Below are 25622 nucleotides of genomic sequence, written 5' to 3'. Positions count from 1 at the left end.
CGGCTACATGACATCGTTATCAATGCCAAGGCCGCCGCGGATCACGATCCGTGAGGTGGCCCAGCACGCGGGAGTCGGCATCAAGACGGTCTCCCGGGTCGTCAACGACGAGCCCAACGTCGCACCCGCGACCGCCGCTCGGGTGCGCGCGTCGATCGATGCGCTGCGCTGGGAACCGGATGCGCACGCGGCGAACCTGCGCCGCACGACGACGCGCACGCGATCCGTCGGACTGCTGCTCGGCAGCGTCGCGAACCCGTTCGCCGCGACGATGCACCGCGCGATCGAGGACGTCGCGGCGCACCGTGACGTCGCCGTGTTCGCCTCCAGTCTCGACGACGACCCGGAGCGCGAAGTCGCCGCGGTCGAGGCCTTCGTGCGCCGCAAGGTCGACGGCCTGATCCTCACCTGTGTCGCGGAGAGCCAGGAGTATCTCGCCGAACTCGTGCCCCCGGGGATGCCCGTGGTGTTCGTCGACCGTGAGCCGACCGGCTACACCGCGGACTGCGTCCACTCGGACAACGTCGTGGGGGCTGGGGTGGCGGCGAGGCATCTGCTCGGCTTCGGGCATCGCCGCCTCGCCCTCCTGATCGACCGCCGCTCCATCTGGACAGCCCGTGAGCGCGAGCGTGGATTCCTCACCGCACTGGGCGAGTTCGGCGTTCCCACCGACACCGCCACGATCGTCGCGGACCTGTCGGATCAGGACGCCGCCGAACGGGCCGTGATGACCCTCCTCGCCGCTCCGGACGCGCCCACGGCCATCGTCAGTGGGCAGAACCTCATCACCATCGGCGCTGTGCACGCGCTGCGAAAGCTCGGCCGGCACCGTGACGTCGCGCTGGTCGGCTTCGACGACGTCGAGCTCGCGGATCTCCTCGACCCCGGCCTCACCGTGGTGGCGCAGCGCCCCCAGGAGATGGGACTCGCCGCATCGGAGCGGCTGTTCGCCGCCCTCGACGCCGGCAGACCTCTCGATCCCGCACGCATCGTCATCCCGGTCGATCTGATCGCCCGCGGCTCGGGCGAGATCCGCCCCCCGGCCCCCGAGAGCGCCTGAACCGATCCGAAGAGAGCCCGAATTGCGGATCCTCGAAGCCGGATCGATGCGATGCGCGCGTCTCGAGACGTTCGGAGCGCCGCCCTCAGGACGTCTGCCGGAGCTGACAACGCTGTCGTGAGGGCGGCGACCCTTGCGGGCGACACTTGTCGACCGCTTTGGTAAGAGCCCCAGGATCCGCGAAATGACGGGGGACACTTGTGCTTTGCCGGCAACCGCAGTAGCTTCTCGGCGGGCGACACCGTTGTCAGCCCACTACGAGAGGCTCAGAATGAGAAGGCAAAGAAGCCGATGGCCCGTCGCGGTCGCATCCGGCATCCTGGCGGGCGGTCTTCTGCTCGCCCCGAGCATGGCGACTGCAGCGAGCGGGGGGACGACCCACCCCGAAGCGACGCAGCAATACCGACCTCAGATTCACTACAGCCCTGCTCAGAATTGGATGAATGATCCGAACGGCCTGGTCTACGAGAACGGCGTCTACCACCTCTTCTACCAGTACAACCCGCTCGGAAACACGTGGGGCAACATGAGCTGGGGGCACGCCACCAGCACCGATCTGGTCCATTGGCAGGAGCAGCCGCTCGCGATCCCGAACGACGCGGAAGAAGACATCTTCTCGGGCAGTGTTGTGGCAGACGCGGGCAACACCTCCGGATTCGGCAGCGACCAGAATCCGCCGCTCGTGGCGATCTACACGAGCGCGTACAAGGCCGGGCCGCACAATGGTCTTCAGGCGCAGTCGCTCGCGTACAGCACGGATCACGGCCAGACCTGGACCAAGTACGCGAACAATCCCGTGCTCGACCGCGGCTCGGCGAACTTCCGGGATCCGAAAGTGTTCCGGTACACCGGCGCAGCCGGCTCGTACTGGGTCATGACGGCGGTCGAGGCGACCGCGCACCAGGTCGTGCTGTACAAGAGCACCGATCTGAAGACCTGGACGCACCTCAGCGACTTCGGTCCGGCGAACGCGACCGGCGGCGTCTGGGAGACGCCCGATCTCTTCCCCCTGGCGGTTGACGGTGACTCGTCCCGGACCAAGTGGGTGCTGACGGTCGGGATCAACCCCGGCGCCATCTCCGGCGGCTCGGGTGGCCAGTACTTCGTCGGCGACTTCGACGGCACGACATTCACGAGCGATCAGGCGGGCTACACCCCGCCGTCCGGCTCCGGCCTGCAGAACTTCGAGGGCGGGTCGTTCGGATCCTGGACCTCGACCGGCACCGCCTTCGGCACGGGGCCGGCGACCGGCGCCGTGGACGGCCAGCAGACCGTCTCCGGATTCCTCGGCACCGGGTTCGCCAACAGCTTCCATGGTGCGGATGCGACGACGGGCACGCTCACCTCGCCGGAGTTCACGATCACGAATCCGCATCTCAACTTCCTCGTCGGCGGGGGGAAGCACCCGTACGTCCCCGGCAGCGACAACAACGGCGCCGCTCCCGCCGGCGACGTGCTGGCGAGCTTCGACGGCTCCGGATACGACGACTGGACGAGCACCGGCATGGCCTTCGGCACCGCTCCGGCGACGGGTGCGCTGCCGGGACAGCTGGCTGTCAGCGGCTACCTCGGATCCGGTCTGGTGGACAGCTTCGTCGGCGGGGACTCGGCCACCGGGGTGCTCACCTCGCCGAGCTTCCCGATCACCCGCGATCACCTCGACTTCCTCATCGGCGGCGGGAATCATCCGTCGGACAGCCCCGACCCCACTGCGGTCGAGCTCGTCGTGAACGGCCAGGTCGTGGCGTCGGCGACAGGCCGCAACTCCGAGACCCTGAACTGGACCAGCTGGGACGTCAGCGCCTACCGAGGACAGAACGCGACCATCCGCGTCGTCGACGAGAACACCGGCGGCTGGGGCCATATCCTCGCCGACCAGTTCGTGCAGTCGGATCAGGCGGTCTCGACCTTCGAAGACTTCGAAAGCGGGAGCCTTCCGGGATGGACCGGGACGGGCGATCTGGCCGGGATCGCACCCCACAACGAGTCCCTGCCCGGTCAGCAGGGGCAGGCGGCCTTGGACACCTGCGTCGGGGCCTGTGACGCCGCGCAGGGCACCCTGACGTCGCCGGTCTTCACCATCGGCTCCGACTACATCGACTTCCTCATCGCCGGCGGGAATCACCCGCTCTCGAGCCCGAAACCGACGGTGGTGAACCTGCTGGTCGGCGGAAAGGTCGTGGAATCCGCGACCGGCAACAACAGTGCGAACCTGGACTGGACGTCCTGGAATGTCGCATCATTGCGTGGGCAGCAGGCACAGATCCAGATCGTGGACGCGAGCGACAGCGGGTCGTGGGGGCACATCATCGTCGATGACTTCGTGTTCTCCAATCACGCGGCTGCTCCCTACGATCACCAGACCGCGGTCGATCTGATCGTGGACGGAAAGATCGTCAAGAGCACGACCGGCGCCGACTCGGAATCGATGGACTGGGCGTCCTGGGACGTGTCTTCGCTCATCGGGCAGAAGGCGCAGATCCGCCTCGTCGATCAGAACACCGGCGGCTGGGGACACATCCTCGCCGACGAGTTCACGCAATCCGACACCGCGGCCATCGACTCGACGCATCGCGCGAACTGGGTCGATTACGGTCGTGACTTCTATGCCGGAAACTCCTTCAACGATGCGCCGGACGGCAAGCGGATCATGATCGGCTGGATGAACAACTGGGACTACGGCAACGACATCCCCACGACTCCGTGGCGCAGCGCCATGTCGCTGCCGCGGGAGGTCGCCCTGCAGACCGTCGACGGTCACCTCCGGCTCGTTCAGCAGCCGGTCGCGCAGCTGAGCGGCATCGAGGAGCCCACCCGGGCATTCGCGATGCCGGCGGGCGACATCGCCGCAGGCACCACGGTCGTCCCGACCACGACGGGCACGGCCGTGGTGAAGGTCGACCTCACGATCTCGCAGGGCACGGCCTCGCAGTTCGGGGTGATCGTGCGGCGTGCTGCGGACGGATCGGAGGGCACGCCGATCACGTACGACACGGCGACGGGCATGCTCTCGCTGGATCGGCGCGCGTCCGGAGACGTCGGATTCAACGCCTCCTTCGCGTCCGTCGAGCAGACGCCCGTCTCGCTCGCGGATGGGAAGCTGCACCTGCAGCTGTATCTCGACACCTCGTCGGTGGAGGCGTTCGCGCAGGGCGGGATCCGTACGATCACCGACCAGGTCTTCCCGAAAGCGAGCAGCACCGGAATCGCGCTCACGGCCACCGGCGGCACCGCGCATCTGGACAGCCTCACGGTGACTCCGCTGCAGGATGCCATGTGGGGCGCGGATCAGTCGATCGCGTTCCCCGCACCAGCCGATGTGACCTTCGGCGATCCCGACATCGCGCTGAGTGCCACGGCGTCGTCGAGACTGCCGGTGACCTTCACCGCCTCGGGCAGCTGCACGATCGTCAACGGTGCCGCGCATCCGACGGCGGCCGGATCTTGCACCGTCACGGCGCACCAGCAGGGTGACGCGAGCTACAATCCGGCGCCCGACGTGACGCGCACGGTCACGATCGCGCCGTGGACGTTCACCGGGTTCGCGTCGCCGGTCGCGTCCGGCGCGGGAGCGGTCACGGTGATCAACGGCGGATCCACGGTCCCGCTGAAGTTCACGGCGACCGTCCGCGGGGCGGCGATCACCGACGCCGCGGTCCTGCAGGGATCGATCGCGGTGACGCCCGTCTCGTGCACGAGCGGGGAGGCGACGGGAGCCGCCACGACCGTGCCGAGCACCGGGGCGACCGCGTTGCGGTATGACCCCGTGGCGCAGCAGTGGATCGCGAACTGGCGCACGCCGCAGGCATCCGGCCAGTGTTTTGCGGTGGCGCTGACCACGGCGGACGGCTCGACTCTGCGGGCGGGGTTCCGCACGAAGTAGTCCACGGCTGCCCCTCACGGTCCCCGGAACCGTGAGGGGCCGCCCTGGTCTCAGGACGTCGGGTGCCGCCAGTCGCCGATCGCGGCGTCGAGCGCGGTGCGCATGACGTCCCGATCCGGATCCAGGCCCATCCACAGGTTGAGGTTGATCGCGGCCTGATTCGCCAGCATCGCGCGACCGTCCAGGGTCGCCGCGCCCTGCGCGCGCGCCTCCCGGAGCAGCATCGTGTCCGGCGGGTTCGGGATCACGTCGCACACCAGCATGGTGGGCAGGATGCTTTCGGCGACGAGATCGACTCGCGCGTCCGTGTCGGGGGCGAGTCCGATCGACGTGCCGTTCACCACGACGTCCGTGTCGGCGGGGATCGGGAAGGATCCGTCCCAGGCGACCGCGATCGCCTCGGCGGCGGAGTTCTCACGCACGATCGCGGCGATCTCCTCCGCGCGCTCGACCGTGCGGTTCACGATCGTGAGCCGTGCGACCCCGGCGAGCGCCAGCTCGACCGCGATCGCGCGAGCGGCGCCACCCGCGCCGAACAGGACGACGCGCAGCCCCTGCGGATCCCGCCGCTCGCGCAGCGCCTGGACGAAACCCTGTCCGTCGGTGTTGTTGCCGATCAGAGCGCCGGGGGTGATCTGCACGCAGTTCACCGCGCCGATGAGGGCGGCCGACGGGGCGAGTCCGTCGAGGAGCGGGATCACGGCCTGCTTGTTGGGCAGTGACAGGTTGAACCCGATCCAGCCCATGGCGATCGCGCCGCGCACGGCGTCGGGCAGGTGCTCGGGCGGGACGTCGCAGTTCACGAACCGGGCGAGCACGCCGTGGTGCCGGTAGGCGGCCTCGACCATCGCGCCGGTCGGGTTGCCGCCCGCGGGCGATGAGAACGATCCGGTCAGCGCCGGCATCAGCGGGGTGGGATCTGGCATGGTCTGTGCTCCTGTCGGGAGGGGGCGATGGGCGAGGGGAGGTGTGCTCTCGGGGATCATTCGGGCCTCGGGTGTTCTCGTCGGCGGCCGGCTCAGGCCGCGATGTCGGATTCGGCCACCACGCGCAGCGCCTGCGCCGCGATCGTGAGGGCGGGGTTCATCGCCGCGCTGGACGGGAAGAACCCCCCGTCGATGACCCACAGGTTCGCCACGTCGTGCGCGCGGCAGTAGCCGTCCAGCACCGAGCGGGACGGATCCTGCCCGGCCACGACCGTGCCGCACATGTGGCTGTTCATCTCGATCCCGAACCACTGCGTGCCGATGATCTGGTAGCCGACCCGGTGCAGGAGGCGCTTGGCGGACTTCATCGTGCGCCGGTGCGCGGCGACGCCGAGCGCGGTGCGGTGCGTGACGATCCGGCCGCTCGCGTCGAGGGTGACCCGGTTTTCGGGGGACGGGAGATCCTCGCTCATCACGAGCCACTCCACGCTGCGCTTGGCGAACTCGTCGAGCGCGAACCGCGGCGCGTACGGCGCCTCGAGCTTCATCATCGAACCCTGCACCTTACCGACCAGCTGCATCACGCCGCCGGGCTTGCCGTCGCCGCCGTCGTGATACCAGTCGTTCACAGAGAGCGTCTTCTGGAACACGACGTCGTTGCGCCGGGTGGCGTCGAACGCGGCGATGTGCGCGTTGTTGTGCATCATGTAGTTCCGCCCGACCTGGCCGGACGAGTTCGCGAGCCCGTCGGGATGCTTCGAGTCCGCCGAGCGCAGCAGCAGAGCCGCCGAGTTCACGGCGCCGGCCGCGACCACGAACTTCGCCGCGGTGATCCGCACCTCGCCGTCTGCGCCTTCGCCGACGGCCAGGACGATTCGCGCGCCGGACGGATCCGTCTCGAGCCGGTCGATCCGCACGCCGGTGAGCAGGCGCACGTTGCCGGTCTCCAGCGCCGGGTCCACCGCGCAGGTCTCCGCATCGCTCTTGGCGCCGACGAGGCACGGGAAGCCGTCGCACGTGCCGCAGCGGATGCACAGTCCGCGCGGCCTCAGGTCGATGCCCATCGCGTTGGCCGCGGGGGAGGCGCCCTGCGCACGCAGACGCTCGGCGAGGTCGGCGATGTACGGTTCGTGCTCGACTGCAGGGTAGGGGTACGGGCCGCTGCGCCAGGGCTCGGTGGGATCCTGCCCGGTGGTGCCGTGCACGTGGAGCAGGTCTTCCGCCGCGGCGTAGTACGGCTCGATGTCGGCGTAGCGGAACGGCCAGGCGGGCGAGACGCCGTCATCGTGCTGGGCGGCTTCGAAGTCGCTCTCCCGGAACCGGGGAAGGCTCGCACCGTAGACCTTCGTGCTGCCGCCGACGACGTAGTGCACCCCGGGCTTGTACGCACGGCCATTGTGATCCAGCCAGGTCTCCGCGGGCTTGTAGCGGCGCTTCAGGAACACCTCCTCGGGCGACCAGTTCTGCGGCTCGCGGCGGATGCGCTCGCCGCGTTCCACGAGCAGCACGTCGAGACCCTTCCGGGCCAGGGCCAATGCGGTCATGCCGCCGCCCATGCCTGATCCGATGACGACGCAGTCGGCCGTGATGTTCATGCAGAGGATCCCTTCGAATGTGTATCGAAGGAATTCTCTGCCGTACATAGCCTGGAATTCAAGGATCTAGACTGCTTCTGTCATGTGAATGGTTAACACGTGGAGGAGTCGTCCATCATGCCAAGGCCCGCTTCCGACGCGTCGCTGCTCTCGCTCGCGCGCGCCCTCGACCTCTCCACGGCGACGGTGTCGAACGCCTTCAACCGGCCCGAACGGGTCGGTGCGGCCACGCTCGAGCGGATCCTCGCCGAGGCGGAGCGGATCGGCTACTCCGGCCCCGATCTCGCCGCGCGGCAGCTGCGCCGCGGCCGGGCGGACGCGATCGGACTGGTGCTCACCGACGCGCTGCCGTTCGCCTTCGAGGACCATGCAGCGGTCGGATTCCTCGCGGGGGTCGCGCAGACGTGCGAGGAGACCGGGCGGAGCCTGGTGATGCTGCCGTCGGGCTCGGGCTCGGGCTCGGGATCGAGCTCGGGATCGGGCTCGGTCCGCTCGGTCGGAGCGGCGACCCCGCTGCGCGGCGCGGCCTCCGTCCCGCCGCTCGGCACCGTCGCGATCGACGGGGTGATCGTGTACTCCGTCGGCGACAGAGAGCCGGTGCTCGCTGCGGCCCAAGCGCGGCGGATCCCGATCGTCGTGGTGGATCAGCCGCACGCCGGTCCGGCCTGGGACTGGGTCGGGATCGACGATCGCGCGGTCGGCGTCACGGTGGGGGAGCATCTCGCGCAGCTCGGGCATGAGCGGGTCGGCGTGATCGCGCCACGGCTCAGCCAGGCGCGGCGGAACGGGCCCGTGCCGCGCGACGCGGTGCCCGACTACGCGGTGCTGCGCGCCCGGATCGAGGGACTGCGTGCGGGGCTGGCCGCGCACGGGTCTGCGGCGGAGGTGACGATCGAGGAGCGCACGATCTCCAGCGAGCAGGCCGGGGCCGCCGGGTTCGCGGCGCTGATGGCCCGGCACCCCGCGCTCACCGCCGTGTTCTGCCTGTCGGATGAGCTCGCTCTGGGAGCGCTTGCGCGCGCCGCCGAGCTCGGCATCGACGTGCCGGGCCGGGTCAGCATCGTCGGGGTGGACGACATCGAGCGCGCGGAAGCTGTCGGGCTCACCACGATCGAGCAGCCGCTGCAGGCGAAGGGCGCGGTGGCCGGGCGGCTGCTGATGGCCAGGATCGACGAGCGGCTCGCGGGCGGCAGGCCGGGCCCGGCGCAGGCGCGCGTGCTCCCGACGACCCTGCACGTGCGGTCCACCACGGCCCCGCCGAGCTGAGCCGCCGTCGTCCGGGCGCAGCCGTCCCGCGCCCGCGCCGTGGTGAGCCGCCGTCGGCGTGTCGCGGCGTGCAGGACCGCCCGGCTCAGGCGCCGATCGGGACGATCAGGTCGGCGTGCATGCGCCGTGCGCGGATCCGCTCCGCGTTGGGCTCATCGACCTGCGCGACCCACGCCTCCGCGGCATCGCGAGACTTTCCGAACGCGACATGACGCGCCACCAGGCGATCCCGGCGAAGCTCGCCGGGCACGTCGGCGTACCAGATCTCTGCCGCCACCTCTCGCACGAGCGACCACGGCTCCTCCTCGTCGAGCAGGTAGTTGCCCTCGGTGAGGATCAGCGCCGGCCCCGGCGGGATCACGCGATCCGCCGCGATCGGCTGCTCCAGCGTGCGCTCGAAGCCGGGAATGTAGACCGGATGCCCGGGCTCGGCGAGCACGCGCCGGAGCGCGGCGAGATAGCCCCAGCCGTCGAACGTCTCGATGGCGCCCTTGTGCGCGCGCAGGCCGAGGGCGTCGAGGCTGCCGTCGCCCAGGTGGAAGCCGTCCATCGGCAGCCATGCGACCGGCACGCGGCGGGCGGTGAGCGCCTCGATCAGGGCGGTGGTCAGGGTGGTCTTGCCGGCACCGGGTTCGCCCGCGATGCCGAGCACGACGCGATCCGCCCTCCCCGCCAGCGCCACGGCGCGGTCGACGACGGCCTCATCCAGAATCTGCACGTTCGCACTTTACGCGGGGCGGCAGCGGCCCGGTGCGCTCGGTGACGCCGCCTATGGCGGCATCCGGTCTCGTACGGCTCGTCCGACGGCGCGACCGGAGCGCGGATCCGTACCCCAGGAGCCGCGTGCCCCAGGTGCCGCGAGAAACCAGATCCTGCGTGAGACACCAGGTCTGAGAGTGTGTCTCGTGCAGGATGTGGTTTCTCACGGCGGACGCCGTGCCCGGATCAGCCCGCGAGCAGCTCCAGGGTCTGGGTGCGGCCGGGGGTGCGATCCGGATCCTCGGCCGAGAAGGATCCCGCGACCGGGGAGATCATGATCTCGTCGACGGCGTGCTGCGCGGCGAAGGCGGCGAGGGACGCGCGCACGGTCGCCGCGTCGCCGACGAACCAGTTCGCCTTCGCCGCGGCGTGGATCTGCTCCTCCTGCGGATCGGGGTTTGCAGCGAGGGCGGCGCGGGCCTGCTCCACGGTCTCGAGTGCGGTGAGCGGACGGTTCAGCCGCAGCCGGGCCATCATGCGCAGCTGCGGGATCGCGCGCTCCTCGGCCTCCTCGGCGGTGGGAGCGGCGACGACGTTCGCGGTGAGGAACGTGCGCGGCGCGGGGTGCGCCTCGCTCGGCCGGAACCCGGAACGGTACAGCGACAGCGCGCGCTCCAGCCCCTGTCCGGAGAAGTGGTTCGCGAACACGTACGGCAGGCCGAGGGAGGCGGCGAGCTGCGCGGAGTAGTCGCTGGATCCGAGCAGCCACACCTCCGGGGCGCCGGTCGCGGCAGGCGTGGAGCGCACGGCGTACTCCCCGCCCGAGGTGAACTGCACGGTCGCGCCGTCGGGCTGCAGCATCAGTGCGATGTCCTGCACGTGGTCGGGGAAGCGCTCGACGTCGCCGACGGTGCCCGAGGCCCGCAGCAACTGGGTGATCACCGGATCGCTGCCCGGGGCGCGTCCGATGCCGAGGTCGATGCGTCCGGGGGCGAGGGCCTCGAGCGCGGCGAACTGCTCCGCCACGATGAGCGGCGCGTGGTTCGGCAGCATGACACCGCCGGATCCGACCCGGATGCGCTGTGTACGTGCGGCGGCCGCGGCGATCAGCACCGGCGGGGTGGTCGAGGCCACCGCAGGCATGTTGTGGTGCTCGGCGAACCAGTAGCGCCGGTAGCCGAGTTCATCGGCCACTGCGGCGAGGGCGAGCGACGCCGACACCGCCTGCGCGCTGGTCTGGCCGGTGCGGACCGGGACGAGGTCGAGGACGGAGAGCGCGAGATCAGACATCCTTCGTGCCAACACGGACGGACGCCGGGGCATTCCGGATCGGGCCGGCCCGGCCCCGCCCTTGACTCCAACCCGGCCCCGGCGTAGGCCGGAGGAATGCACGGTTTCCAGGATCGCGTGGATGCGGGGCGCCGACTCGCCGCGCGGCTGGTGGCGGATCCGCCTCCGGATGCCGTGGTGCTCGGACTGCCGCGGGGCGGGGTCCCCGTAGCGGCCGAGGTGGCGCGCGCACTCGGCGCCCCGCTGGACGTGCTGGTCGTGCGCAAGGTCGGCGTGCCCTGGCACGAGGAGCTCGCCATGGGCGCGGTCGGCGAGGAAGGCGCGACGGTCAGGAACCCCGACGTCGTGCGCGACTCCGGGGTGGACGAGCACACGCTGCGGGCCGCGGAGCGCCGCGAGCGGATCGAGGTGGAGCGGCGCGCAGGGCTGTTCCGCGGCGGACGCGCGCCCGCGTCGCTCGCCGGGCGGACCGCGCTGATCGTCGACGACGGGATCGCCACCGGAGCCACCGTGCGCGCGGCCTGCGCGATCGCTCGTGCGCGCGGCGCCGCGCGCGTCGTGGTCGCGGTCCCCGTCGGGCCGCCGGACGCGCTGGCGGCGCTCCGCGGCGGAGCGGATCCGGATGCCGACGAGGTCATCTGCCTGGAGGCGCCGGACGGATTCATGTCGGTGGGGATGCACTACGTCGACTTCCGGCAGACGTCCGACGCGGAGGTCGTGGCGCTGCTCGCCGAGGTCCGGTGAGCGTCGGTCCGGTGCGTTCCCCGGTCCGCCTCCCCGAACCCGGCCGCACCCGCCCGATACCCTGGCCGCATGGATCCCGAGATCTTCTACGTGCTGGTCGGATCGGTCATCGTCGCGGCGATCGCGCGGCGTCGGGGGTGGCCGGCGCCGCTGCTTGTCACGGTCGTGGCGCTCGCGGTCTCGTTCATCCCGGCCGTGCCGAACCTGCGGATCGACGGGCACGTGCTGCTGAACCTCGTGCTGCCGCCGCTGCTGTACTCGGCGTCGCTCGACGTGTCGTTCGTGAGCTTCCGCCGCAGCATGCCGCAGATCCGGCGACTCGGGATCGGCCTGGTCGTCGTGACCACGGCCGCGGTCGGCGTCGTCGCCTGGCTCATCATGCCGTCGCTGACCCTGCCCGGAGCCCTGCTGCTCGGCGCGATCGTGGCTCCGCCCGACGCGGTCTCGGCCGCCGCGATCGGGCGCAGGCTCGGTCTGCCGCGCCGGGTGATGACGGTGCTCTCGGGCGAGAGCCTGATCAACGACGCGACCTCGCTCACGTTGTACCGGGTGTTCGCGGTGATCGTGGCGGGCACCGCGACCATCACCCTCGGCGGCGGCATCTGGCAGTTCGTCGTCGCAGTCGTCGTCGGCGTCGGGATCGGCGTGGTCGCCGGCTTCGGGATGCACCACCTGCGCATGCGGATCTCGGATCCGGTCGTCATCGGCACCTTCGGGCTGCTCGCGCCGTTCGGGGTGTACGCGATCACCGAGCACCTGGACGGATCCGGGGTGCTCGCGGTCGTCGCGATGGGGCTGGTGGTGGGCTACAACGCTCCGCGCACGAGCTACTCCACGCGCATGCAGGAGGTGCCGATCTGGCTGTCGGCGGACTTCCTGCTGGAGTCGTTCGTGTTCGCGTACATCGGCCTGCAGCTGCCGCCGGTGATCGCGGAGCTCGGTGGCACGCACGTCGCGGGCGTGCTGTGGCTGTCGGCGGCGGTGCTGCTCGTCGTACTGCTGGTGCGGCCGCTGTTCGTGTACCCGGCATCGGCGTGGGGAGTGTTCTGGTCGCGGCTCCGGCTGCGCCAGTTCGAGCGCGCGGTGGCATCGGGGCAGCTCGCGCAGCGCATGCAGGCGGTCGAGGACAAGCGCCGACGCCGGGGCTGGTCGGTCAGGAGGCCGAGTGAGGAGCAGCTGCGCGAACGGCTCCGCGAGTCGCAGCTGAGCTGGCGCGACAACGCGGTGATCTCGTGGGCGGGCATGCGCGGGGTCGTCACGCTGGCGACCGCGCTCGCCGCAGCGGATCTGGCGGGGCTCGACGCCGACGCCGCGCACGCGATCGTCGTGGTCGCCTTCCTCGTCACGGTGGCGACGCTGCTGCTGCAGGGGCTGACCCTGCCGATCCTGATCCGGGGCCTCGGCGTCGCCGACGTGACCGACGAGGAGGAAGAGGATCGCCGTCAGCTCGCCCAGGCGCGTGCGCGCACGCGCGAGGCCGGCAAGGCTTTCATCCTTGCGAAGCGCACGGCCTGGGAGCAGAAGCACGGGCCCGAGGGGCTCGCCGGATTCGACCGGTTCGTGCAGCGCTTCACCCGGATCGAACGCGACACGACCCAGGCGCGGGACGAGGCGCACGCGCCGCGGCCGAGCAGGGAAGAGCTGATCGGCCTGTCGAAGGGGTGGCTCCAGGTGCGCCGCGACGTGCTGATCGCCGAACGCGACGCCGGCGAGCTCAACGAGGAGGTGATGCGCGAGCTCATCACCGCGATGGACGCCGAGGAGCTCGCCCTCGACACCCGCCTCGCGACCGGGCCGGGGGAGCGCTGAGGTCGGCGGGAGGAGCCGGCGGATCCGATCCCGGCAGATCCGGTTCTGGGGGGACCGGGCCTGGGCTCGGGCGAAATCTCGCGGGGATGGAATTCGCCGCTGAGAGGGGCCGGGAAGGAGCGGGTTTCATCTTCGGCGGGCGGTCCCGTTCTCGCGGGGATGGTTTTCGCTGCCGGGAGTGCTGCGGGAGCGGCGTCTTCCCCCTCCGAGCGGGCGGGCTCCGCGGTGCGCGGCATTTTCGACAGTGCATCCCGAACTGGGATGCACTGGCGTAGACTCAGGGGATGAGCACTCAGATCGCCGTGCGTCTGCCGGATCCGGTCGTCGCGTTCCTCGACCGCGAGGTCGCCGCGGGGCGCGTCAGCAGTCGCGCCGAGCTGGTGGCGTCGGCGCTGGAACGGGAGATGCGCCGCATGCTCGCCGAACGCGATGTGGAGATCCTGCGCCGCGACGGCGCCGCCGACGATCTGGATGGCCTCGTCGAGTGGATTGCGAACAACACGGAGATCTCGGACTGATGCGGGAGATCTGCCTCGCCCGGCTCGACAAGACCCGGCCGGTGCTGGTGCTCACGCGCGAGGCCGCGCGACCCGCCATGACGAAGGTCACGGTCGCGCCGATCACTTCGACGGTCAAGGGGCTCAGCAGCGAGCTACCGCTCGGGCCGCGCAACGGGCTCGACCACGACTGCGCGGTGTCGCTCGACAACGTGCTGACGATCCCGGCGGATCGGCTGGGACGGACGATCGGCTTCCTCAGCGACGATCAAGAGCGTCTGCTCGCCCACGCGCTGGTGCTGGCCTACGACCTCGAGATCCCGCTGATGGACTCCTGATCTGCGCGTGTCCCGTCCCCCGGGGTCGTTGAGCGAGGACGGAGCGCAACGACGACCGAGACGACACGCGCCGCACACGACGAGGCCCTCGGATCCAGCGATCGGATCCGAGGGCCTCAGGTCGTGCGGGCAGGTCAGCGCACCGCGGCGGTCTCCGTCGCGTCGGCGGATCCGGCCGCCGCGGCGGCATCGTCCGGCGAGCCGGTGGTGGCTGCGTCAGCGGATCCGACCGCGGCCTCGTCGGAGGCGGACTCGACGGACTCGGGTGCCTCGTCCTCGATGTCCTCGGCGAACGGCAGGCCGCCCCGCGGAGCGTTGTAGAGGTCGAGGTCGAGGATCCCCTCGCGCTTGGCGACGATCGTCGGGACCAGGGCCTGACCCGCGACGTTGACCGCGGTGCGGCCCATGTCGAGGATCGGGTCGATCGCGAGCAGCAGGCCGACGCCCTCGAGCGGCAGGCCCAGGGTCGACAGGGTGAGGGTCAGCATCACGATCGCGCCGGTGGTGCCGGCGGTCGCGGCGGATCCGACCACCGAGACGATGACGATCAGCAGGTACTGCATGATGCTCAGGTCGATGTGGAAGAACTGGGCGACGAAGATCGCGGCCAGGGCCGGGTAGATCGCGGCGCAGCCGTCCATCTTCGTGGTGGCGCCGAGCGGCACGGCGAACGAGGCGTAGCCGCGCGGCACGCCGAGGTTGCGCTCGGTCACGCGCTCGGTGAGCGGGAGCGTGCCGATCGAGCTGCGGCTCACGAAGCCGAGCTGCACCGCGGGCCACACACCCGTGAAGTACTGCTTGACCGACAGGCCGTGCGACTTCACCAGGATCGGGTAGACGACGAACATCACGATCGCGAGGCCGAGGTAGATCGCGCCGGTGAACCACGCGAGCGAGGTGAGCTTGTCCCAGCCGTAGTTGATGACCGCGGATCCGATCAGGCCGAAGGTGCCGAGCGGGGCGATCCGGATGATCCACCACAGCACGCGCTGGATGACCTTGAGCAGCGACTCGGTGAAGACGAGGAACGGCTCGGCCCTGCGGCCGGCCTTGAGGGCGGCGATGCCGACGACCGCGGCGACCACGATGACCTGCAGAACGTTGAAGTTCACCGTCGAGGTGATGGCGCCGCCCGCCGTCGGGTCCGCGGCGCTCGAGACGCCGATGCCGAGGAAGTTCTGCGGGATCAGGCCGAGCAGGAAGTTCCACCAGGTGCCGACCGTGGGCGGAGCGCCCTTCACGAGGTCGGTGCCCGCATGCGCGCCCGGCTGGATCGTCACGCCGAGCACGATGCCGATGGAGACGGCGATGAACGCGGTGATCGCGAACCAGAGGATGGTCTGGCCGGCCAGGCGTGCGGCGTTCTGCACGCGGCGCAGGTTCGAGATGCTCGCGACGATCGCGGTGAAGATGAGCGGGACCACGGCCGCGCGCAGCAGCGTGACGTAGGATCCGCCGATCTTGCCGAGCGTGTCCGAGAGCACGGTCGGGTTGTCATGCGTGGCGCCCAGCTGGCGGCCGATGAGGCCCGCGGCGATGCCGAGCACGAGCGCGGCGAGGATCTGGAAGCCGAACGACGTCAGCAGTTTGCGAACGGGGCCGCGCGTGTCCGGCGCCTTCGGGCGCCGCGCGGTGGGGGTGGTGGTGCTCATGGAGACTCCAAGTCGATGCGCACCGAGATGCGCCGGAGAGGGGCGGCGCGAAGATGCGCCGGATTCTTCAACGCTATGCGTCCGCTGATATTCCGGTCCGGTCCGTGACGCGGGATGACGGCCGCCGGATCCGCCCTCTCCGGGGTCGTCGAGCGAGGACGGAGCGCAGCGACGACCGAGACCAACGGCGGCCCCGTCGGAACCGCCGACTCGTTCCGCGGGTCACTGCCCGGGGTCGAACCAGCGCAGCCCCGGGAATCGGGCGAATCCGCGATCGCGGGTGGCGAGACGCGCGCCATTGGCGATGCAGAGCGCGGCGATGTAGGCGTCGGGGACGAGGTTGCCACGGATCGCGTGGTCTGTGGCCGTCAGCTCTTCGAACGCATCCCACGCGGCCGCGCCGGTGGGCAGCCAGCCGGTCCGCGGCGAATCGACCAGATGCCGCACGAACGAGACGGCCGCGGCCGCAGGAGCGGGATCCTCAAAGATTCGCGGGTGTGTCACGATACGGACGAAGCCGCTGACGATCGTGTCGGCGAGTCCGATGTGGTCGGTGGCCACCGCCTCGTTGAGCCATGCGCGGTAGACATCGTGCGCGGGGGAATCGGTGCGGAAGGCGTAGACGAGGATGTTGACGTCGGGAACCAGCACCGTCACGCGCTCCGGTCGAGGATGTCCCAGAGGGCGTCTTTGTCATCGAGATCGATGAGGGCGCCCGGCGTCTTCGGGGTGAACGTCGGCAGCGGCACTCGGGCTGCGTGCAGACCTTCTTTGTCGAGCCGGTCGCGCAGTGCCTCCTCGATGAAGCTCGTCAATGTGATGCCGTCGGCGGCGGCACGTTGCTTCGCCGCCTGCGCGAGGGCGTCGGGAAGATTGAGGGTGGTACGCATGCAGATCAGCATACTCCAGTACACAGACGTCTGCATCACCTGTCGCCACGGGGTCGCCCGCAGGGACAACCGCGTTTCGTCTCGGCCGTCGCGACCCCAATACTTCCTCGGGGTCGTTGAGCGAGAAGCGACGAAGGAGCAGCGAGACGAAACGCGGGCCTCCGCCCGGCTCGGCCAGCGCCGCGCTCGGTGCTGTCAATCGAAGACAGCCGTCGGGATCCCGAGCGCCGCCCACGCGCGCAGCAGTGTGCGGTCACTGGAGACGGCGACGAAGTCGGGTGTGTCCAGGGCCAGCGCGGTGGCGCAGTGGATCGCGTCGTACCCGCGAAGGCCCTGCGTGGCGGTGAGTTCCGCCGCATGGCGGACGATCGCCTCCGAAGGGAAGACGTGAGCCATCGCGGCCCAACGGCCGTGCAAGCTCTCCAGTGCCGCCCGGCGGCGGGCGTCGTCGATGCGTCCCCTCCGCTGCGCGAGCGCCAACGCCGCATGCACCTCCACGAGCGTGAGGGATGACGTCGCAACGAGATCCGCGGCGTCCCACAGCGTGGCGCACTGCGCGCTCGTGGGCTTGGCGATGATCAACGGCACCACGGCCGATGTGTCGAAATAGGCGAGCACTCAGTACCTGCCGGAGCTCTCCGCGACCAGGTCGCTCACGAGTCCATCGACCCTGATCGGCGCCGGGTAGTCGGTGCGTCGCGGAGCCGTGGGCATCGTGGCGAGGCCGGCGCGCACGAGGGCCTCGATGCCCGATTCTGCACTGATCGGCACGATGCGGGCGATCGGGTGACCGTGGTCGGTGACGACGATCTCATCGCCCCCGCGCACCCCGGCGAGGTGACGGCTGAGCCCGTCGCGAAGTTCACGGATCCCGATTGTGGCGATAGTCATGATTGATTATAGCCACAATCTCGGTCCCTGAGCCTGCCGACGGGCCACAGCCCGCGAGACATCGCTTTTTGCATGAGACACCACACCAGCTGCGATGTCTCATGCAGAATCTGGTGTCTCACCCGGCCGACCCCGGACGATCGCTGAGGCTCAGCGACCGCCCGATGCGATCCTCTCCGCCGCCTCGCGGGAGTGCAGCACATCGCCGATGAACAGGTCGTAGATGACCACGCCGATCACGCCACCGATCAGTGGCCCCACGATCGGAACCCAGAAGTACCACGAGAAGGATCCGTCGACAGTGCCGGGCATCGCGACCTGCCCCCAGCCGGCCAGCCAGGCGAACAGACGCGGGCCGAGATCACGGGCCGGGTTGATCGCGTAGCCGGCGTTGGCGCCGTAGGAGATGCCGATCGCGGCGATCGCGAGGCCGACCATCAGCGGGGCGAGGTGCTTGGCGAACCCGCCCATGTTGCGTTCGTCGACGATGGCGGCGATGAGCATGAGCAGGAACATCGTGCCGACGATCTGGTCGAGGAACGGACCCCAGTTGTTGCCGCCGAAGTAGGGAGCGGGGAACGTCGCGAAGATCGAGAACGTCGCGAGTCCGCCGGACGCGTCGCGTGCGGTCTTCGATGCTTTGTTGAAGGCGTCGATCGCCTCGAAATACACCGCATAGACGAGCGCCGCTCCGGCGAATGCACCGGTCAGCTGGGCCGCCCAGTAGGGCAGCACCTTCTTCCATGGGAACTTGCGCCGCACGGCGAAGGCGAGCGTGACGGCCGGATTCAGGTGGGCGCCGCTGACGCCGCCGGCGATGTAGATCGCGAAGGTGACGGCGAAGGCCCAGCCCCAGGCGATGAGCAGCCAGTCGCCGGCGGCGAGGAAGATGGTCGTCGGTGTCTGGGCGCGACCGGATCCGGGCAGCGCCGCGACAGCCATGGCGACGACGCCGTCTCCGAACGCGAGGATGATGAAGGTTCCGAGGAACTCGGCGAGGAGTTCTCCCCACGTCCCTCCCAGTCGCTTCAGTGGAGCTCCGGTCCGCAATGCGTTTCGAATCGGGGTGATGGTGCTCACGATGACCTCCTTCGATCGTCGGCAACGACCATTGCGCGGGTCGCGGTGGTCAGCCAACGCCCACTTCTCGCTTTACCACTCCCCGAAGGGTTGCGCAATGGGGGCAATCCAGAGCATCCGCCCGGCACGTCCGAGGTGTCTGCGCTTCGGCGGCGGATCCTGACCGATCGACCCGGATCCGCTACCCGCGGTCGTCGACGTCCGTCATCGCGGTGAGGATCGCGAGCAGCCGCTCGGTGGCGCGCTGGAGGCGCTTCTTCACGGTCTCCTCGCTCGCGCCGAGCTCGGCCGCGATCTCGGCGTTGCGCAGTTCGCGCAGGTGGCGCAGCTCGATGAGGTGCGGGTCGTCCGGATACGCCTCGGCGAGCCGGGCGAGCGCGGTCCGCAGCAGCAGCGCGTGATGCGTCTGCGCCGACGGAGTGCGCAGGTCGACGAAGGCGTCGGCGAGCACGGCCTCGGCCTCGGCGTCGTCCTCGGGCAGGGCGGCCGCGCGGGGGCGGACCCGCCGCCGGCGCAGCGCGTCGACGACCGCCGAAGAGGCGACGGTCGACATCCAGGCGGCGATGCTCTCGGGTGCGCGGCCGTGGGTCCACGCCTGGTGATACCTGGACCAGACGTCCGTCGTGAGGTCCTGCAGATCCTCTCGGCTGAACATATCGGCGTACTCGCGCGACCGCCGGCCCACCGCACGCTTGGCGGCTTGGTAGATCGGATCGGATCGCACGGCGGGCTGGGTGAGGTTCCGTTCGTGATTGGCCACTTCCGCCTCCGATGTCCCCTGCACGGTGGGCCGTGCGTCTTCATTATCAGGTGCCGCATCCGGCGCCGCAGAGAGGAGCACATCATGGACATCATCACCGTCCGCCGGGACGACTTCATCGAGGCCGTCGCGCGCAATCGGGAAGGGCATCGCGCGGCGTTCGACCAGGCGCTGGAGGGCTACCGTCGGCGCCTCATCGCCGAGTTGGAACGGCGCCTGCGTCACGTGGCGCAGGGGCGCCGGGTCGACCAGTACCTCGGTCTGCCCGAGCCCGAGGACCACACCGACGATTACGACCGGGTGCTCGCGATGGCGCGCATGTCGGTCGACGACGAGCTCGAACTCAGCGAGCATGAGTTCGGGATGTACGTGATGGATCAGTGGTCGTGGAAGAACGCGTTCGCCGAGACCACGGTCATGTACGGCGGTCTGCGATGAGCCGGCCGCAGCTGGAGCGGGCGAACGCCGACTTCGTGACGGAGTTCCTCGCCGTCGGCGGAGATCTGCCGCGCGACATCGAGTGCGCGGTCGCCGACGCGGTCGAGCTCGTGCGGGTCGGCGGTGTCGGGTACGTGCTGGACTGCCGGATCGAGGCCGAGGAGGAGCTCTGGAGCTGCGTTCCCGGCGTCGAGTACCGCTGGGACGGCATCGACGACGCCGGTCAGCGGGTGCCGGGCGAGTGGTTCGAGCGGATCACCGACGGCACGCACGCCGCCATCGCCGCGGGCGGGGTGGTGCTGACGCACTGCCACATGGGCGTCAACCGCGGCCCGAGCGCGGGCTTCGCGGTGCTGCTGCGCGAGGGCTGGGACGCGGTCGAGGCGCTCACCGCGATCCGAGACGCGAGGCCGGTCGCGGTCATGGCGTACGCGGAGGATGCAGTCGCGTGGAACCTCGACCGCATCGGGGCGCCCGCCGCGGTACGGACGGAGACGCGGGCTCGGGTGCGTCGCTGGCGCGCGGCGAATCCGCTGCCGATGGCGCGGGCGATCCGGCTGGCGAGCTGATGGGTGGCCGGGGCGGGCGACACGGTCGCTGAGCCTGTCGAAGCGCCCGAGGACAGGTCGCCCGCGTCAGCCGCCCCGACCGGATCGGATCCGCCTCACTTGCCCATGCAGGTGGGCAGCGACTGCTGCACGATCTGCGTGGTGAGGGTCTTGTCGGCCTCGTTGGACTGCTTGTCCTCGCCCTTCGCGATGTAGTTCAGGGTGGTGTCGGACAGCTTCGAGGCGACCAGGTCCTTCGCCACGCACTTCGCGACGTCCTTCGTGAAGTTGGTGCTGCCGGCGCCGTCGTGCAGCACCTTGTAGAGGCCGTCGGCGACCTGGTCGGTGCTGGGACGGCTGGATCCTCCGCCCGAGCAGGCGGCGAGCCCGATGGCGAGGGCGATGGCGGGGATCGCCATGAGCAGGCGGGTGGTGCGCGGTTTCCGGTCGATGTTCATGGAGTCCACGCTAAGCGCGCTCACAGGAGGTTGATAGGCGATCCGGGGGCGTGGTGCGGATCCGGGGTGCCGGGCGCTGGGGTTGTCGAAGCGCCTGAGCACTCTCCGGCCGCTGAGCCTGTCGAGGGGCCCGCCACGGCGGTCAGCTCTTGCGACGCCGCCGGTCCGCGTGGGTCACCGGGAACATGTCGAACGTCAGCCCCTCCAGGAAGTACCCCGCCGGCGTTTTCAGAGCCTCCGCGATGCGGACGAGTGACTGAAGGTTCGGCAGCGCCCGCCCGGCTTCGTAGGCGCGGATGTTCGACGAGTCGATCTCGCTGCCGACCGCGAGCTGGTCCTGCGTCATCGTCGACGACTCCCGCGCGCCCTTGATCCGCGCCCCGATATGGGCGGCAGCAGGCGAGGCGACGCGGGGCATCCCTCAAGGGTCCGGAATGTCCGTCACTTGTGCCAGGGTTAACGCACCCGGGTACAAGTACCGAGCCCGGATGAGGGCATGCGCGCCACCCTGCGCTGCTTCGTAGCCGCGCGCGGGAGGACCCCACATCCATGTCACCGACGACTAAGGAAGCCCAACGCGCTGAGCTGCACAAGACCATCTGGCGCATCGCGAACGATCTGCGCGGATCCGTCGACGGGTGGGACTTCAAGACCTATGTGCTCGGCTTGCTGTTCTATCGGTTCATCTCCGAGAACCTCACGGCATACGTCAACAAGGGAGAGCACGAGAACGACGACCTCGAGTTCGACTACGTCACGCTTCCGGACGAGGCCGCTGAGTTCGGTCGTCGAGCGACGGTCGAGGAGAAGGGCTTCTACATCCTGCCGTCCGAGCTGTTCGTCAACGTTCGCGCAGGCGCCGCCACCAACGACAACCTCAACGAGACGCTCGAACAGGTCTTCCGGGACGTCGAAGGATCCGCGCTCGGCACGGCCAGCGAAGACGACTTCAAGGGACTCTTCGACGACCTCGATGTGAACAGCAACAAGCTCGGTGCCACCGTCGCGAAGCGCAACGAAAAGCTCGTGAAGCTGCTCGATGCGATCGGAGATCTTCCGCTCGGCAACCTGCAGGACAATTCGATCGACCTGTTCGGTGACGCTTACGAGTACCTCATGCAGATGTACGCAGCCAACGCCGGCAAGTCAGGCGGCGAGTACTACACGCCTCAAGAAGTGTCCGAACTGCTGGCGCAGATCACTGTGCTCGGCAAGACCGCGGTCAACAAGGTCTATGACCCGGCGTGCGGATCCGGATCGCTGCTGCTGAAGTTCGCGAAGGTGCTCGGCGAGGAGAACGTCCGTCAGGGGTTCTACGGGCAGGAGATCAACCTGACCACGTACAACCTCGCGCGTATGAACATGTTCCTGCACGACATCAACTACGAGAAGTTCGACATCGCGCATGGCGACACGCTTCTGGATCCGATGCACGGGGACGTCGAGCCGTTCGAGGCGATCGTCTCCAACCCGCCGTACTCCGTGAAGTGGGACGGTGACGCGAATCCACTCCTCATCAATGATGAGCGTTTCGCTCCCGCTGGCGTGCTCGCCCCGAAGTCGAAGGCCGACCTCGCCTTCACGATGCACATCTTGAGCTGGCTCGCGGTGAACGGGACTGCGGCGATCGTCGAGTTCCCGGGTGTTCTCTACCGGGGCGGAGCCGAACAGAAGATCCGCAAGTACCTCATCGACAACAACTACGTCGACGCGGTGATTCAGCTGCCGCCGGACCTGTTCTTCGGCACAACGATCGCGACGTGCGTCATCGTGCTGAAGAAGTCCAAGACGGACAATGCGGTGCTGTTCATCGATGGGTCGAAGGAGCTCACCCGGGTTGGCAACAAGAACAAGCTGACGACCGATCACCGGCAGACCATCATCGACGCCTTCGCCGCGCGCAAGAAGGTCGATTACCTGGCAGCCCTCGTCTCGAACGCCGATATCGGCGCGAACGGATACAACATCGCGGTCTCGAGCTACGTCGAGGCCGAGGACACGCGTGAGGTGGTCGACATCACGGAGCTCAACGCCGAGATCGCGCGGATCGTCGCACGTCAGGCGGGGTTGCGGCTGTCGATCGATGCAATCGTCGCGGATCTGGAGGGCGCGAAGTGACGACGGAGATGCCCAATTGGGAGGGCTTCATGATCCCGACGCTCCGGGTGCTGAGCGACGGCGTTGTGCGGACACGACGCGAGCTGTGCCCTCGCGTTGCCGACATCGTGGGCCTCAGCGATGACGACAGGAAGATCACGCTGTCGTCGGGGCAGAAACTCTATGAGAACCGCATCGGCTGGGGGCTGTCGTTCCTCGCGAACGTCGGCGCATTCGAGCGCCCCGCACGGGGGCACTACACGATCACCGACGCGGGGCGGCAAGTTCTCGCGCAGTTTCCCGACGGTGTGGCGGAACAAGACATCAAGGCACTGGGAGCGGACCCGTCCTCGGCGATCCGCGAGTATGCGTCGACGGCGCCACGCAAGCGGCCCGAGTCGGCCGACGCTCCGGTACAGGAATCATCCAAGACACCCGTCGAACAGGTCGAGGCGGGTATCGACCGGATCAACGCTGACGTCTCTTCGGAGCTGCTCTCCCGCCTCCGCGATAAGGAGCCTGAATTCTTCGAGCGCGCAGTTATCGACCTGCTCCTCGCGATGGGTTACGGCGGCGCGAACGGTCGGGGCCTCGTCACGCAGCTGTCGCACGACGGTGGGATCGACGGGGTCGTCGATCAAGACATCCTCGGACTCAGCCGCGTCTACGTGCAGGCCAAGCGCTACGCCGCCACGAACTCTGTGCAGGCGCCGGAGGTGCGCGGCTTTCTCGGCGCCGTGCACGGCCAGGCGAATAGTGGCGTCTTCATCACGACCAGCCGCTTCAGCCAAGGTGCCCACGATGTGGTGCGGACGTCGCCGACGCGCATCGTCCTCATCGACGGCGATGAGCTCACCAAACTCATGATCAGGTTCAAGGTCGGCACGCAGGTGCGCAAGACCCACGAGATCGTTGAGATCGACGAGGACTTCTTCGCATGAGCCGCCTGGATGAGTTGATTGCGGAGTTGTGTCCCGATGGAGTTGAATTTGAGGCTTTAGGTTCTCTCGGAATACGCAACAAAGGCACGCCGATCACGGCTTCGAAGATGAAGTCGCTTGGATTGGTCCCCGGGCCGATTCGGGTGTTCGCGGGAGGGAAGACGGTCGCGGATGTCAGCGAGGATGCTATCCCTGCCAAGGACATAATCCGTGTGCCGAGCATCATTGTGAAGTCGCGCGGGCATATCGATGTGGAATTCTACGCAAAGCCCTTTACCCACAAGTCTGAACTCTGGTCCTACTCGATCACGGAATCGAGAATCGATCAGAAGTTTGTCTACTATTACCTGCTCACAAAAGTGCCGATGCTACAAGAAATGGGCTCTTCGCATTTGGGGGTGTAGGTCGGGGGCGTGCGGCGATTGCCGGATGGGGGTCGAGGTCTTCCAGGATGGAAGTTCTCACACTGACCGTCCGACGGAAGACCTCGACGTGCTCCACGCTACCTTCGCCGCGCCCTGCCTCACCACCTTCTGCCGCCTCGACGAACTCGGCCTCGAGGCCGTCGGCCAGATCCTGGAGCCGGATCGGGCGGTGATCGAGTGCCGTGTCGTCGAGCCGGATCCGTGGTGTCGCAAGTGCGGTGCCGAAGGAGTGCTGCGGGACACGGTGCCCCGTCGGCTCGCGCACGAACCGTTCGGGCACCGGCCCACCACGCTGCTGATCCGGGTGCGCCGCTACCGGTGCGAGAACTGCGGGAAGGTCTGGCGAGAAGACACCACGAAGGCGGCGCCACCGCGGGCAAAGATCTCCCGGGGAGGGCTCGGATGGGCTCTCGCCGGGATCGTGGTCGACCATCTCACCGTGGCGCGTGTCGCTGCAGGGCTGGGGGTGTCCTGGCACACCGCGAACAGCGCGGTCCTCTCCGAAGGCCGCCGGCGGCTGATCGATAACCCGCACCGGTTCGACGGGGTCCGGGTGATCGGTGTCGATGAGCATGTCTGGCGGCACACCCGGTTCGGTGACAAGTACGTCACCGTGATCATCGACCTCACCCCGAACCGCGACAGGACAGGCCCCGCGCGGCTGTTAGACATGGTCGAGGGGCGTTCTAAGGCCGCGTTCAAGCAGTGGCTTGCCGGGCGACCGAAGGTATGGCGGGACGGGATCGAGGTCGTCGCGATGGACGGATTCACCGGCTTCAAGACCGCCGCCGCAGAAGAGCTCCCGAAAGCGGTCGCGGTGATGGACCCGTTCCATGTCGTCCGCCTCGCCGGCGACGCCCTCGACGTCTGCCGCCGCCGCGTCCAGCAGGACCTCCACGGCAGACGCGGGATGAAGAACGACCCCCTCTACAAGGCCCGCCGCACCCTCCACACCGGAACCGGCCTACTCACCGACAAGCAACGCGACCGCCTCGAGGCGCTGTTCGCGGCCGAGGAGCACGTCGAAGTCGAAGCGACCTGGGGCATCTATCAGCGCCTGATCGTCGCCTACCGTGAACCCGACAAGAAGCTCGGGAAGCAGCTCATGCAGGCCGTGATCGACTCCGTCACCGCCGGGGTCCCTGCGGCGCTCGTCGAGGTCTGCAAGCTCGGCCGGACACTGAAGCAACGAGCAGCCGACATCCTCGCGTTCTTCGACCGACCCGGCACCAGCAACGGACCGACCGAAGCGATCAACGGCCGACTGGAACACCTCCGCGGCTCCGCCCTCGGCTTCCGCAACCTCACCAACTACATCGCGCGAAGTCTCCTCGA

Annotated in this window: 26 protein-coding genes; 13 read left to right on the top strand and 13 right to left on the bottom strand. The window is 69.0% G+C overall.

The annotated features are described in order from the left end of the window. The first annotated feature begins 55 nt into the window (after positions 1 to 55). Together ABD882_RS12825 and ABD882_RS12820 are read left to right on the top strand one after the other, a co-directional pair. Positions 56 to 1060 carry a LacI family DNA-binding transcriptional regulator gene (locus ABD882_RS12825; RefSeq protein WP_345187524.1) on the top strand — a complete coding sequence of 335 codons (1005 nt, stop codon included), beginning with the start codon at positions 56 to 58 and terminating at the stop codon, positions 1058 to 1060. A 439-nt stretch (positions 1061 to 1499) separates the two neighbouring features. Further along, the gene (locus ABD882_RS12820; RefSeq protein WP_425563368.1) at positions 1500 to 4943 is read left to right on the top strand and encodes a GH32 C-terminal domain-containing protein; all 3444 of its coding nucleotides are present in this window, start codon (positions 1500 to 1502) and stop codon (positions 4941 to 4943) included. A gap of 50 nt (positions 4944 to 4993) precedes the next feature. On the opposite strand, the gene ABD882_RS12815 is transcribed toward ABD882_RS12820, so the two are convergent. Continuing rightward, positions 4994 to 5869 (bottom strand): shikimate dehydrogenase family protein, encoded by an 876-nt coding sequence (locus ABD882_RS12815; RefSeq protein WP_345187521.1) that lies wholly within the window; start codon positions 5867 to 5869, stop codon positions 4994 to 4996. A gap of 92 nt (positions 5870 to 5961) precedes the next feature. Continuing rightward, positions 5962 to 7464 (bottom strand): GMC oxidoreductase, encoded by a 1503-nt coding sequence (locus ABD882_RS12810; protein ID WP_345187520.1) that lies wholly within the window; start codon positions 7462 to 7464, stop codon positions 5962 to 5964. 117 nt (positions 7465 to 7581) lie between these two features. On the opposite strand from ABD882_RS12810, the gene ABD882_RS12805 reads away from it, so the two are divergent. After that, positions 7582 to 8730 carry a LacI family DNA-binding transcriptional regulator gene (locus tag ABD882_RS12805; RefSeq protein ID WP_345187518.1) on the top strand — a complete coding sequence of 383 codons (1149 nt, stop codon included), beginning with the start codon at positions 7582 to 7584 and terminating at the stop codon, positions 8728 to 8730. Positions 8731 to 8815: 85 nt separating this feature from the next. Here ABD882_RS12805 and ABD882_RS12800 read toward each other — a convergent pair whose 3' ends face one another. Both ABD882_RS12800 and ABD882_RS12795 read right to left on the bottom strand, forming a co-directional pair. Next, the gene (locus ABD882_RS12800) at positions 8816 to 9448 is read right to left on the bottom strand and encodes a nucleoside/nucleotide kinase family protein (protein WP_345187516.1); all 633 of its coding nucleotides are present in this window, start codon (positions 9446 to 9448) and stop codon (positions 8816 to 8818) included. Between the two features lie 227 nt (positions 9449 to 9675). Next, positions 9676 to 10719 carry an LLM class flavin-dependent oxidoreductase gene (locus tag ABD882_RS12795; protein ID WP_345187514.1) on the bottom strand — a complete coding sequence of 348 codons (1044 nt, stop codon included), beginning with the start codon at positions 10717 to 10719 and terminating at the stop codon, positions 9676 to 9678. A gap of 96 nt (positions 10720 to 10815) precedes the next feature. On the opposite strand from ABD882_RS12795, the gene ABD882_RS12790 reads away from it, so the two are divergent. From ABD882_RS12790 to ABD882_RS12775, 4 genes are all read left to right on the top strand, one after another. Next, positions 10816 to 11463, top strand: a complete 648-nt coding sequence (locus ABD882_RS12790) for a phosphoribosyltransferase (RefSeq protein ID WP_345187512.1) — start codon at positions 10816 to 10818, stop codon at positions 11461 to 11463. A 69-nt stretch (positions 11464 to 11532) separates the two neighbouring features. Continuing rightward, positions 11533 to 13272, top strand: a complete 1740-nt coding sequence (locus tag ABD882_RS12785; RefSeq protein WP_345187510.1) for a cation:proton antiporter — start codon at positions 11533 to 11535, stop codon at positions 13270 to 13272. 284 nt (positions 13273 to 13556) lie between these two features. Next, positions 13557 to 13790, top strand: coding sequence for a ribbon-helix-helix domain-containing protein (locus ABD882_RS12780; RefSeq protein ID WP_345187507.1), 234 nt, complete (start codon positions 13557 to 13559; stop codon positions 13788 to 13790). Next, positions 13790 to 14107 carry a type II toxin-antitoxin system PemK/MazF family toxin gene (locus tag ABD882_RS12775; protein WP_345187505.1) on the top strand — a complete coding sequence of 106 codons (318 nt, stop codon included), beginning with the start codon at positions 13790 to 13792 and terminating at the stop codon, positions 14105 to 14107. The genes ABD882_RS12780 and ABD882_RS12775 overlap by 1 nt, the downstream gene beginning before the upstream one ends. Before the next feature lie 134 nt (positions 14108 to 14241). On the opposite strand, the gene ABD882_RS12770 is transcribed toward ABD882_RS12775, so the two are convergent. From ABD882_RS12770 to ABD882_RS12740, 7 genes are all read right to left on the bottom strand, one after another. After that, positions 14242 to 15759: a dicarboxylate/amino acid:cation symporter gene (locus tag ABD882_RS12770; protein ID WP_345187504.1), complete on the bottom strand. Its 1518-nt coding sequence runs from the start codon at positions 15757 to 15759 to the stop codon at positions 14242 to 14244. Positions 15760 to 15981: 222 nt separating this feature from the next. Then, a complete protein-coding gene (locus ABD882_RS12765; protein ID WP_345187502.1) occupies positions 15982 to 16416 on the bottom strand; it encodes a TA system VapC family ribonuclease toxin in 435 nt (144 codons plus the stop codon). Beyond that, positions 16413 to 16649 carry a CopG family transcriptional regulator gene (locus ABD882_RS12760; protein ID WP_345187499.1) on the bottom strand — a complete coding sequence of 79 codons (237 nt, stop codon included), beginning with the start codon at positions 16647 to 16649 and terminating at the stop codon, positions 16413 to 16415. Before ABD882_RS12760 ends, ABD882_RS12765 begins: the two co-directional genes overlap by 4 nt. Positions 16650 to 16844: 195 nt before the next feature. After that, complete coding sequence (locus ABD882_RS12755) at positions 16845 to 17267, bottom strand: type II toxin-antitoxin system VapC family toxin (RefSeq protein ID WP_345187498.1); 423 nt, start codon at positions 17265 to 17267, stop codon at positions 16845 to 16847. Continuing rightward, a complete protein-coding gene (locus tag ABD882_RS12750; RefSeq protein WP_345187496.1) occupies positions 17268 to 17540 on the bottom strand; it encodes a type II toxin-antitoxin system Phd/YefM family antitoxin in 273 nt (90 codons plus the stop codon). A 150-nt stretch (positions 17541 to 17690) separates the two neighbouring features. After that, complete coding sequence (locus tag ABD882_RS12745) at positions 17691 to 18620, bottom strand: MIP/aquaporin family protein (protein WP_345187493.1); 930 nt, start codon at positions 18618 to 18620, stop codon at positions 17691 to 17693. 181 nt (positions 18621 to 18801) lie between these two features. Continuing rightward, positions 18802 to 19380 carry a sigma-70 family RNA polymerase sigma factor gene (locus ABD882_RS12740; RefSeq protein WP_345187491.1) on the bottom strand — a complete coding sequence of 193 codons (579 nt, stop codon included), beginning with the start codon at positions 19378 to 19380 and terminating at the stop codon, positions 18802 to 18804. 84 nt (positions 19381 to 19464) lie between these two features. On the opposite strand from ABD882_RS12740, the gene ABD882_RS12735 reads away from it, so the two are divergent. Together ABD882_RS12735 and ABD882_RS12730 are read left to right on the top strand one after the other, a co-directional pair. Continuing rightward, positions 19465 to 19818, top strand: a complete 354-nt coding sequence (locus ABD882_RS12735; protein ID WP_345187489.1) for a hypothetical protein — start codon at positions 19465 to 19467, stop codon at positions 19816 to 19818. Beyond that, positions 19815 to 20387, top strand: a complete 573-nt coding sequence (locus tag ABD882_RS12730) for a dual specificity protein phosphatase family protein (protein ID WP_345187487.1) — start codon at positions 19815 to 19817, stop codon at positions 20385 to 20387. Before ABD882_RS12735 ends, ABD882_RS12730 begins: the two co-directional genes overlap by 4 nt. A 95-nt stretch (positions 20388 to 20482) precedes the next feature. On the opposite strand, the gene ABD882_RS12725 is transcribed toward ABD882_RS12730, so the two are convergent. Both ABD882_RS12725 and ABD882_RS12720 read right to left on the bottom strand, forming a co-directional pair. Next, positions 20483 to 20824 carry a hypothetical protein gene (locus ABD882_RS12725; protein ID WP_345187485.1) on the bottom strand — a complete coding sequence of 114 codons (342 nt, stop codon included), beginning with the start codon at positions 20822 to 20824 and terminating at the stop codon, positions 20483 to 20485. Positions 20825 to 20966: 142 nt separating this feature from the next. Then, positions 20967 to 21242 carry a helix-turn-helix domain-containing protein gene (locus tag ABD882_RS12720; RefSeq protein WP_345187483.1) on the bottom strand — a complete coding sequence of 92 codons (276 nt, stop codon included), beginning with the start codon at positions 21240 to 21242 and terminating at the stop codon, positions 20967 to 20969. Positions 21243 to 21373: 131 nt separating this feature from the next. Between ABD882_RS12720 and ABD882_RS12715 the strand changes: the two genes are divergently transcribed. From ABD882_RS12715 to ABD882_RS12700, 4 genes are all read left to right on the top strand, one after another. Continuing rightward, complete coding sequence (locus tag ABD882_RS12715; RefSeq protein WP_345187481.1) at positions 21374 to 22942, top strand: type I restriction-modification system subunit M; 1569 nt, start codon at positions 21374 to 21376, stop codon at positions 22940 to 22942. A 29-nt stretch (positions 22943 to 22971) separates the two neighbouring features. After that, entirely contained in the window at positions 22972 to 23862 is an 891-nt protein-coding gene (locus tag ABD882_RS12710) for a restriction endonuclease (RefSeq protein ID WP_345187480.1), read from the top strand. After that, complete coding sequence (locus tag ABD882_RS12705; protein ID WP_345187478.1) at positions 23859 to 24266, top strand: restriction endonuclease subunit S domain-containing protein; 408 nt, start codon at positions 23859 to 23861, stop codon at positions 24264 to 24266. The genes ABD882_RS12710 and ABD882_RS12705 overlap by 4 nt, the downstream gene beginning before the upstream one ends. Positions 24267 to 24354: 88 nt before the next feature. After that, a partial coding sequence (locus ABD882_RS12700) for an ISL3 family transposase (protein WP_345187475.1) occupies positions 24355 to 25622 on the top strand: 1268 nt, incomplete at its 3' end.

The sequence above is a fragment of the Microbacterium panaciterrae genome (assembly GCF_039541635.1).
Lineage (GTDB): Bacteria > Actinomycetota > Actinomycetes > Actinomycetales > Microbacteriaceae > Microbacterium > Microbacterium panaciterrae.
The sequence above is the reverse complement of the archived record's forward strand: the minus strand, read 5'-3'. Positions and strand labels throughout refer to the sequence as shown.

Bases quoted from the DNA above. Each gene is read 5' to 3' on its own strand.
- ABD882_RS12820 (WP_425563368.1), top strand. From the start codon at position 1,500: ATGAATGATCCGAACGGCCTGGTCTACGAGAACGGCGTCTACCACCTC.
- ABD882_RS12815 (WP_345187521.1), bottom strand. From the start codon at position 5,869: ATGCCAGATCCCACCCCGCTGATGCCGGCGCTGACCGGATCGTTCTCA.
- ABD882_RS12810 (WP_345187520.1), bottom strand. From the start codon at position 7,464: ATGAACATCACGGCCGACTGCGTCGTCATCGGATCAGGCATGGGCGGC.
- ABD882_RS12805 (WP_345187518.1), top strand. From the start codon at position 7,582: ATGCCAAGGCCCGCTTCCGACGCGTCGCTGCTCTCGCTCGCGCGCGCC.
- ABD882_RS12795 (WP_345187514.1), bottom strand. From the start codon at position 10,719: ATGTCTGATCTCGCGCTCTCCGTCCTCGACCTCGTCCCGGTCCGCACC.
- ABD882_RS12790 (WP_345187512.1), top strand. From the start codon at position 10,816: ATGCACGGTTTCCAGGATCGCGTGGATGCGGGGCGCCGACTCGCCGCG.
- ABD882_RS12785 (WP_345187510.1), top strand. From the start codon at position 11,533: ATGGATCCCGAGATCTTCTACGTGCTGGTCGGATCGGTCATCGTCGCG.
- ABD882_RS12780 (WP_345187507.1), top strand. From the start codon at position 13,557: ATGAGCACTCAGATCGCCGTGCGTCTGCCGGATCCGGTCGTCGCGTTC.
- ABD882_RS12775 (WP_345187505.1), top strand. From the start codon at position 13,790: ATGCGGGAGATCTGCCTCGCCCGGCTCGACAAGACCCGGCCGGTGCTG.
- ABD882_RS12770 (WP_345187504.1), bottom strand. From the start codon at position 15,759: ATGAGCACCACCACCCCCACCGCGCGGCGCCCGAAGGCGCCGGACACG.
- ABD882_RS12760 (WP_345187499.1), bottom strand. From the start codon at position 16,649: ATGCGTACCACCCTCAATCTTCCCGACGCCCTCGCGCAGGCGGCGAAG.
- ABD882_RS12750 (WP_345187496.1), bottom strand. From the start codon at position 17,540: ATGACTATCGCCACAATCGGGATCCGTGAACTTCGCGACGGGCTCAGC.
- ABD882_RS12735 (WP_345187489.1), top strand. From the start codon at position 19,465: ATGGACATCATCACCGTCCGCCGGGACGACTTCATCGAGGCCGTCGCG.
- ABD882_RS12730 (WP_345187487.1), top strand. From the start codon at position 19,815: ATGAGCCGGCCGCAGCTGGAGCGGGCGAACGCCGACTTCGTGACGGAG.
- ABD882_RS12725 (WP_345187485.1), bottom strand. From the start codon at position 20,824: ATGAACATCGACCGGAAACCGCGCACCACCCGCCTGCTCATGGCGATC.
- ABD882_RS12720 (WP_345187483.1), bottom strand. From the start codon at position 21,242: ATGCCCCGCGTCGCCTCGCCTGCTGCCGCCCATATCGGGGCGCGGATC.
- ABD882_RS12715 (WP_345187481.1), top strand. From the start codon at position 21,374: ATGTCACCGACGACTAAGGAAGCCCAACGCGCTGAGCTGCACAAGACC.
- ABD882_RS12710 (WP_345187480.1), top strand. From the start codon at position 22,972: ATGATCCCGACGCTCCGGGTGCTGAGCGACGGCGTTGTGCGGACACGA.
- ABD882_RS12705 (WP_345187478.1), top strand. From the start codon at position 23,859: ATGAGCCGCCTGGATGAGTTGATTGCGGAGTTGTGTCCCGATGGAGTT.